The organism is Alcanivorax sp. HI0044 (genome assembly GCF_001634945.1).
Map to the genome: position 1 here is coordinate 1 of NZ_LWEZ01000193.1, position 1,144 is coordinate 1,144.

2 protein-coding genes are annotated in these 1,144 nt (G+C 64.4%); one reads left to right on the plus strand and one right to left on the minus strand.

The window, feature by feature from the left end; genetic code table 11:
* On the plus strand, positions 1 to 355 hold a 355-nt coding region (locus tag A3730_RS02325; protein ID WP_156500810.1), incomplete at its 5' end, for a phosphoenolpyruvate carboxylase.
* A 10-nt stretch (positions 356 to 365) separates the two neighbouring features.
* Here the strand turns inward: A3730_RS02325 and A3730_RS30905 are convergent.
* Positions 366 to 1,144 (minus strand): hypothetical protein (locus tag A3730_RS30905; RefSeq protein WP_197477234.1); only part of this gene is annotated, 779 nt, incomplete at its 5' end.

Genomic DNA, 1,144 nt, shown 5'->3' on the forward strand with positions numbered 1-1,144 from the left:
GGTGGATATGCTGGAAATGGTACTGGCCAAGTCCGACCTGCGGGTGGCGGCCTGGTATGAAGAGCGCCTGGCTGGCGATGATGCTGGCCTGATGCGTCTGGGCGAAGTGCTGCGTGAGCGGCTCACTGCCACGGTCAGTGCCTTGTCTGCGCTCACTGGCCGCGAAGATCTGCTGGATAACAATCCGGTGATGCGCTGGTCCATCCGCGTGCGTGATCCTTACACCGACCCGTTGCATCTGCTGCAGGCAGAGCTGATGGCGCGGCTACGTCAGCAGGACGGTGATGAGACCCTGGAAAGCGCACTGATGGTGACCATTGCCGGTATTGCGGCGGGCCTGCGCAACACCGGGTGAGGGCGCTCCCTCACTGGCAGTGATTCAGTGTATGAGTGGGCCCCTGCAGGGCGCCCGCCTGCTCATAGGCCCGGCGCAGACGGCCTTGCTGGCGCAGTGTGTTGATGCCCTTATTCAGTGCTTGCTGGATGGCGTCGGCTTCAGGGTGCTGGCGGGAAACCGCAAAATGGCGGCTGCCCGGCAGGCACAGGACGCCGCCGGGCACCGGGTGGAGGGTGCTGCCCTTGACGCGCAGCACGGGCGTGCCGGCGGTGAGCGGTGGGGCCAGCAGCAGGTCCGCCCGCCCGCTTTCTACCCAGCGAACCATGGTCATCCAGCGGGGCGCATCCAGCAGCTCGCCATGGGGCAGGTTCGTCAGCAACTGCCAGTCTGCTCGCCACTGCCGGGAGCTGACCAGGCGAAAGTCGGCCAATTGCCCGGTCTCGGTCAGGGTTGTGTTCTTCGCGGTTTCTGCCCGCCCATACAGTTGTGCCAGATTGCTGCCGGGCCCTAGCAGTGCCGTGCTGGCCCACAGGTTATCGCGCAGCGCGATATCCTCTCGCCACAGTGAGGTGGCGGCCAGGTCCAGGCGCCCTTGATCCATTTCTGTGAGGGTCCGTTCGTAGCTGTTTACGATGACCCACTCCAGTTCGTGGCTGTTTCCTCTAACCTCTCCTCTCTGCCCTGCAGTGCCACCAACAGCGCCCCTACCCAGGGCAAGCGCCTGCTGAAGCAGCGCGACTTCGATGACGTCCCGGCGGCTGCAATCGCCCCGGTAGTCGGTTATACGCAGTACCTGACGATGCCTTA